We start from the raw sequence: 6,972 nt of genomic DNA, 5'->3' as shown, positions 1-6,972 counted from the left end.
CTGGAAAGCATGGTGGTGAAGGCAAGGGAATGTTTGCAAACACTTTGGCAGAAGCTACTCAACCTTATAGTGCATTTATGAGAAAAGAGACTTTACTCACAAAAAAACATACTCCAGATGAAAACAGTCACACTTCACATCTTACTAAATTCAAAAATAAACGCCTTGCTATTACATCAGAATTAGGAAAAAACGATCAACTTGATGAATCAATAATAAAAAAAATGAGCGGAAACGACGCAATACAAACAAGAGGATGCTACAGCGACAATGAGGATAACTATACTGCAAATTTTGTCACAGTGGCAATATCGAACTATATAGAGCCATTTCACAACCTATTCAATTCTGAAGCATTCATGGACAGACTTAAGATAATTGAGTTCCCAGTAAAATTCAGAGGAACACATAAAGATGATAAAAATATTAGAGTAAGACTCCATGCAGAACACCAAGGTATCTGTTGTCAAATTGTCAAATGGTGTAAAAGATTTCATGAGGAAGGAGGTATTCTTCGTATTCCAGATTCAATCATAGAGAATACAAAAAATATTTTAGGACCCCAAAAGTGTGACAGAGATTATATTGACGACTTCATTCAAGAAAAAGTTAAAATACATGATAGAGAGACTTGTATTAAACCTAACGCTATATTTTGGGCTTATAATCATTTTATGGAAAAGAATCAATTTGAATCAGTGCTAACACGTAAAAAATTTATGGAAATATTTCCAGTCCAACTTGAAAAAATACATAAAATAAAAATCAATCCTGAAGAGCCAGATAGAGTCACCTTGAGTGATGGAACAAAACCCAGAGTATTTAAACGTATTTTTATTGAAGGGTATAGCATCATAAACAGCAAAGAAGACAATATCCCAAAGCAACAAGAACTTACACTTTCTTGATATACAGCAGATCTCAATGTCACACCCGCACAATAAAAATAGAAGACTGAGACTCGAAGCATTCTATCTCCAAAAATACTTAATTTGAGTTCCATTTACAACATAGCTAAATTAACTTATGTCACTTTACAAATTTTAATTAAATAACATTATTTATTATTACCTGCCTTTTTTGCCCAGAATTTAAAATCATATTATTAAATTCTGGGCAAAAAGCAGAATCAAAACATATTGATATTACAAGCTATTACCACACCTCTACCAAAACGCCCAAAATGCAAATAAAAAAACGGTCATTGCTAACATACTGAATCCACAAGGAATCCACAAAGAATGGACCGGAAATATTATATTTTTCTATAAAAAGTTTTCTATAGGAAAAAAACGAAGTAGAAAAATATATATATGGAGTACAAAAGAGAAATTAAGCGGTATTTCGGGATATCTATAGCTAAGTATTTATTTTTATTATATAAACATCCCTTTAGTTTTTTGGTCATCCAATATGAAAAAATGGGCAGGCGGATAGAAAGTTATATGTGCCTCCCCCCCTTTGTGGAATCATGTGGATTGGATAAGTTCCCTGAAAACTCTGATTAAAGAGAACCAAGAATCTCACCGAATATCAACACAGCTTTGCTTTTATCATAATTATTTGATATAATAAGAAAAATTGACAAATTATTACGATATAATCACTATGCAGAAGGAGAGATACCATGGGAGGATTTGGTTCAGGCAGAAGAAAATCTGGCAAGGCAAAGCCTGTTGTAGAAAACCAGATCAGTCTCAAGATAAAAGATTTAAAAGAGTACAAGCCGGAAACGGTATTCTATTATGAATTGGCAAAGGATTTAAGCTGCTATTCAGCAACTGTTACTGTCAAAAAAGATCATCTTCTGATCCACATAAATTGCAACAGGAAAATTTACGATCAAACAGTTGAGATAAAAACAGACAGATGCAATCTTGGCGGGTTACGACAATGGATGATCTGCCCTGAATGCTCATCTAAAAGGACAGCTCTCTATCTTGGAAAGCAAAATAAATTTGCCTGCCGTAAATGCCTTGATTTAGGATACTCATCCCAAAAGAAAGTTCCATTTGAGCGCTTACTGCACAATGCCGAGTCCCTGCGTGCAAGAGCTGATCAGCCACCTTTGTTCAATCCCCTCATAAAACCAAAAGGAATGCACACATCCTCTTTTAACAGATTAAGAAAACGCATCTATGAATATGAAATTGAAAGCCATGACCTTTTTAAGCAATGGGCATACTCAGCAATAAATAAAAGAGAATTTGCATAATTTGCACAAAAATCAATACTGCACAAACCCTGTTTTCTTCAAACTACATGATCCTTCAGAGACAAGCCTTAATAGTTAAAATTCTTCCCATGCTATTTCTCCTATAAATAAATATCCAGCCTGACACAACCCTGCTTTAATCCTCTTTTTTTAATTTTTTTTGTGAAATTTTCCTTAAATTAAAACCTTACTTTTCCTTCCATGATTTAAAAAGCAAGAGGGGGAAAAGATCGTCCTTGCCCCTGAGTCCATCTCAGGGGGAGAGCAATACCGTGCTTTGCACGGAATAAGAGGGGGAGCAAAACAAAAAAACACAATAGAGACCAAAATGATTCTCATATATCTCCCAATTGAGATCACTTCCACTGATATCCTAACACATATATCCCAGAAAGATGCTTCACCATACACAGCAATACCAGAAGCTTTATCTTCAATAAATCGAGAAAACATCTACATATTTTTTAAATTTTTTTTTGAAAGTTTTTTTTTAATTTGAAGCTTTATCCCCTGACTGATCAGAAGAGTCCTGAAATGCCATTTTTTAAATTCTCTTTATAAATCTCTTCTCTCTCTTCCAACGTAAAAAAGCATCCAACGCTAAAAGATATTTTATCTGTCTGAACCGTCTTCATCTCGAGGGGATTTAAAGCACAGACCTTAAACTCAAATCCATTTTACAACAAGGAGGACATATGTAGAATCACATTAAATTTCAGGAAGTTATAACAAAGAAAATTCTATTATTAATTATTTTAAAGAAAGGAATTCAATATGTATTTTCACGAAAATGATCTAATCGATCTAAGCCACAAAAACAGCGGAATCATCGCAGTTGCTACAACAAGAGATCCAAATCAGACCAAAGTCATTCATGACACAGACATAAGGCTCTCCCAGGCCATAGGATACAAGATAGAGCACTGTCGCATTGTTGAAGATGTCAGCAGGGCGATGCGAAACATCAGAGAGAGCCTTGCGATTTACAGGCGTCAGGCAAATGGCGATATTTACAATATGGATATTTACGATACCATAGAGCTTGTTGATGAAATCATCAATGAGATGCAAAGCACAGTGTATAAAGACATTCGATTCAGAACACGCCTTCAGGCAAGGTGGGCAGCTTTTTTTGACACACTCGGTATTCCCTATGAGTATGCCACAGAGCCTTTCAAGATAAGTTCCCAGATTTATTATCAGCCTGATTTCTGGCTGCCATCACAGGATGCATGGCTGATTATCAGGAAAAACCGTATGAACCACAATGAGGATCGCCTTATGGGTCTTGCTTTTGTCCAGCATACTGACAAGATACTTTTTGCCTTCAACGAGTGCAGAAAGACCGTATATCACCAGGATAACTATGTCCTCTACAGCGGCCAGTACCTCAATGCCGAAGGCGACTTTGATGGCATTATGGAGTGGGGACACTGCGAGGAGTGCAACAGCTTCCATATAGGCCATATGGGTTGCCATGATGTATGTGACACCATGGGGCACAGCACTGAAAAAGATGTCTGCTATACTGCTCCCAAGAAACATCAACAACAAGAGCAGGATGACATGAATCCTGGACAGATACCAACATCATCAGGAATGAGTGACCATCCAAAACTTGTAAAAGCCTTTGATACCGCCAATATGATGATCTGATAACTCTGACAAAACCCAGGCAGTCTCCTTTAAATCCAGGGAGGCTGCCTTAAAATAGAAAGAGGGGGCAGGAGGAAAGGGGGAGATATACCCCCCTCACACTTTAAACAAACAAGTGATTTTATATATACCAAAATGATAGACTGTTTTTAGGCCCTCTGGAAAATTTACCACCTCAAAATTTTTTGTTACATTTTTTATTAAATATAACATATTCTTAAAAAACAGAAATTAATTACTTTTAAAGCTGCTTTTATTTGAATTTATCAAAAACATACTGCCTGAAATCAGGATAATGCAAACACATGGATGCAAAATATATCACCGAGGTTATCATACTGAAAAAAACCGTATATGATAAGCTTATGCGCCCTTCCAGCACAAAATTTTCATATGGATCGTCAGGATCATAGACAACGGTGATCTTATCTTTTCTTCTTAAATTTCTCGTGACATATCTGCTCTCGATCACCTGGTAGTGTTTGGTAACAAAGGAAATAGAAAGCGTAAGTTTTACTACTTCTTCCTACCTGTACATCCCGCACCATACTGACAGTTGATGTTACTTTTTCACCTATAACTTCAAGACGCATTTCATTGAGATAAGAATACCAGGGATAGAAAAATAGAAATAGAGCAGTAATGGTGATCACAAACACAAACAATTTGCTTTTCAGGCTGAGAGAAGGCTCATTATCTCCATTCTGACTCCTCACTGTGGACTTCTCCTTTGGCTCCTTGAATTTAGAGTAAATAATGCCACAGTATGGGCACTCTGTTTGAGTAGAAGGCGCTCTATCCGCACCGCATTTGGGACATGACATATTATCCATCAACATCTCTTTCAATTCTCAGTCTTGTTGCTGTTTTTTTGTCTCATCCTGGTTTAAAATTTCTCTTAATATTCCAGCACATTTGAAAGTCACAACCCTGCGTGCAGGAAGAGTCATTGTGGTGTCCGTGGCAGGATTTCTACCCTTTCGTGAAGCTTTCTTCTTGACACAGAACTTGCCAAATCCTGAAATCATAACATCTTCGCCTGACTCAAGAGAAGACTTGATGATCTCCAGAAGGTCTTCCACAACCCTTCCGGCATTAATGTGGGAAAGGTATCTTTTTTCTGTAATGGCAGCAACAATATCTTTTTTGGTTAAAGACACGCCTTATTCTCCATGATCTTGATATTATAAACAAAAATTCTTTTCGTATATCGACAGGCCACAAAAGTCGATATAATCTTTTTTAGGCTAATGGACAGTAAATCGTAAAAATAAACCTGCAAAGCCCTGGAGGCTCATCACATGGATATAAAAATCAGTTTTGACTGTACCAATGTCAATTGGGACAATGTAGCAAAAATACTTAAACAGGTTGGCATGAGACACTATGCTCCGCATCTTCACAAGAAGGCATTCATGAACAGTTATGTAACACTATTTACTTATTTTGACAATCAGATGATCGGCTTTGGAAGGGCAATATCCGATGGGGTATATCAGGCAGCTCTCTATGACATAGCAGTAATACCTGAATATCAAAACAGAGGCATTGGAAAAATCATCCTGAGAAACATAATGGACAAGCTTCAGGGCTGCAATGTTATCCTGTACGCATCACCAGGAAAAGAAGGTTTTTACATCAGGCACGATTTTAGAAGAATGAAAACAGGCATGGCAAATTTCATAAATCCTGATCAGAAGAGGGAAATGGGCTTTACTGATTAACTTTTAATCTCGATGTAGTGGCGTTGGGATTTTCGATCTGGGCAGGTCTTTTGCCTTATGCGGCTGTTAAAACTTTTTTCTGCTTCAGGAAGTGTCTTATATATCCATTTTCTGTGGTCAAGGACTTTGTTGCCGATACCACTTTGTTTTCTGATAATGTACTGACTGAATTCTATTTCAAGGGAGAGTCTATAAAATGCTTTTTTAGGGCTGTTTGGCGCAAATAGATATACTGCCCTGAGTGTTTTTCCAAACAGGTCATTTTGGATATATTTTGGCGGTTCTGAAATGGATTTAGATGGTGCCATTACTCACCTCTGGTATTATCTTGATTAACTTAATTAATTAACCAGTCGGAATTAGTTTTTTGTTTTATCTGTTCCATCCGACCTGAACCATATCCGTAATTTATTTTCAAGGGCATCTGTGATCTGACCTGTGCTGTTAAATTGTTTGATTCCAAGCTTCACCTTCGAGGTCAGATATTGACCATCTTCAAGTTCAGTTATTGCCTCGGTAACCGTCTCTTTGTCTTTAAGAAGTACAAGAAAAGCCTCTTCATCAGCCAATGTTTTTTCCTGCTCTCTCAGCTTCTTTTCTTCTTCAACGAGCTTTTTACGGGCTTCCATTTCTTCTTTTCTGATTCTCAGCAAACGCTCTTCAGGAAATTCAAAGCCGTTCGGTCTGGTCAATCCTCCCTGCTTCAGTGATTTATAAAAATATTTAATGGGGTTGTCTGCATTTTTCACTTTGGGTTCATTTGCACCGAAGATGAGTTGAACTTCCCATTCCTCTTCTGTGAAATTAAATTCTTTCATCCAGGCATCGAGCTTTTGTTGAGTTAAACCCTGGTCGAGCCAAAAATCGGAGAAAGATAGATTTTTTAAAAATCTTTCTTTCTTTCTTATAAGAGATGACGGCTTTTCAGGGGTCTGTCCGCTCGCCTGTCTATATAGTTTTATTCTTTTACTGAATTTAAAAGTAAAACCTTGCATCGAACCACGTCTATACATCATTGGTGCAAGTAATATATTGTCTTTGACAAATATTCTTATAGTATTTCTAACACTACCATAAGCCACTCCTGATTCTTTTGCAATCATGTTATAAGATATTGCTTTACCTTCTTGATATATTAAGAACTCAAAAACCTTTAGTTGATTTTCCGTTAAATATTTTAAATTATTAAGTTTTATTATATCATCTATTATCAGGGTCTGTCCGCTCGCCTGTCCGTTGGTCTGTCCGCTCGCCTGTCCGCTCGCCTGTCCGTTGGTCTGTCCGCTCGCCTGTCCGTTGGTCTGTCCGCTCGCCTGTCCGTTGGTCTGTCCGCTCGCCTGTCCGTTGGTCTGTCCGCTCGCCTGTCCGTTGGTCTGT

At 37.3% G+C, this 6,972-nt stretch carries 8 protein-coding genes; 4 read left to right on the top strand and 4 right to left on the bottom strand.

Features of this window, described 5'->3' with window-relative positions:
* From MTBBW1_RS28820 to MTBBW1_RS26785, 3 genes are all read left to right on the top strand, one after another.
* Positions 1–908, top strand: a 908-nt coding sequence (locus MTBBW1_RS28820) for a hypothetical protein (protein ID WP_186441745.1), incomplete at its 5' end; no start/stop codon positions are given.
* 719 nt (positions 909–1,627) lie between these two features.
* Positions 1,628–2,215 (top strand): hypothetical protein, encoded by a 588-nt coding sequence (locus tag MTBBW1_RS26795; protein ID WP_080809972.1) that lies wholly within the window; start codon positions 1,628–1,630, stop codon positions 2,213–2,215.
* Positions 2,216–2,989: 774 nt separating this feature from the next.
* Positions 2,990–3,871, top strand: coding sequence for a PDDEXK family nuclease (locus tag MTBBW1_RS26785; RefSeq protein ID WP_080809966.1), 882 nt, complete (start codon positions 2,990–2,992; stop codon positions 3,869–3,871).
* 425 nt (positions 3,872–4,296) lie between these two features.
* Here MTBBW1_RS26785 and MTBBW1_RS26780 read toward each other — a convergent pair whose 3' ends face one another.
* Together MTBBW1_RS26780 and MTBBW1_RS26775 are read right to left on the bottom strand one after the other, a co-directional pair.
* Positions 4,297–4,704 (bottom strand): hypothetical protein, encoded by a 408-nt coding sequence (locus MTBBW1_RS26780; protein ID WP_080809964.1) that lies wholly within the window; start codon positions 4,702–4,704, stop codon positions 4,297–4,299.
* Positions 4,705–4,722: 18 nt separating this feature from the next.
* Positions 4,723–5,031, bottom strand: coding sequence for an integration host factor subunit alpha (locus MTBBW1_RS26775; RefSeq protein ID WP_080809961.1), 309 nt, complete (start codon positions 5,029–5,031; stop codon positions 4,723–4,725).
* A 141-nt stretch (positions 5,032–5,172) separates the two neighbouring features.
* Between MTBBW1_RS26775 and MTBBW1_RS26770 the strand changes: the two genes are divergently transcribed.
* Positions 5,173–5,595, top strand: coding sequence for a GNAT family N-acetyltransferase (locus tag MTBBW1_RS26770; protein ID WP_080809957.1), 423 nt, complete (start codon positions 5,173–5,175; stop codon positions 5,593–5,595).
* Here MTBBW1_RS26770 and MTBBW1_RS26765 read toward each other — a convergent pair.
* Positions 5,592–5,903: a hypothetical protein gene (locus tag MTBBW1_RS26765; protein WP_080809954.1), complete on the bottom strand. Its 312-nt coding sequence runs from the start codon at positions 5,901–5,903 to the stop codon at positions 5,592–5,594. The two genes, MTBBW1_RS26770 and MTBBW1_RS26765, sit on opposite strands and share 4 nt — an antisense overlap.
* A gap of 51 nt (positions 5,904–5,954) precedes the next feature.
* Positions 5,955–6,972, bottom strand: a 1,018-nt coding sequence (locus MTBBW1_RS26760) for a hypothetical protein (protein WP_222424196.1), incomplete at its 5' end; no start/stop codon positions are given.

Source organism: Desulfamplus magnetovallimortis (assembly GCF_900170035.1).
Lineage (GTDB): Bacteria > Desulfobacterota > Desulfobacteria > Desulfobacterales > Desulfobacteraceae > Desulfamplus > Desulfamplus magnetovallimortis.
The sequence above is the reverse complement of the archived record's forward strand: the minus strand, read 5'-3'. Positions and strand labels throughout refer to the sequence as shown.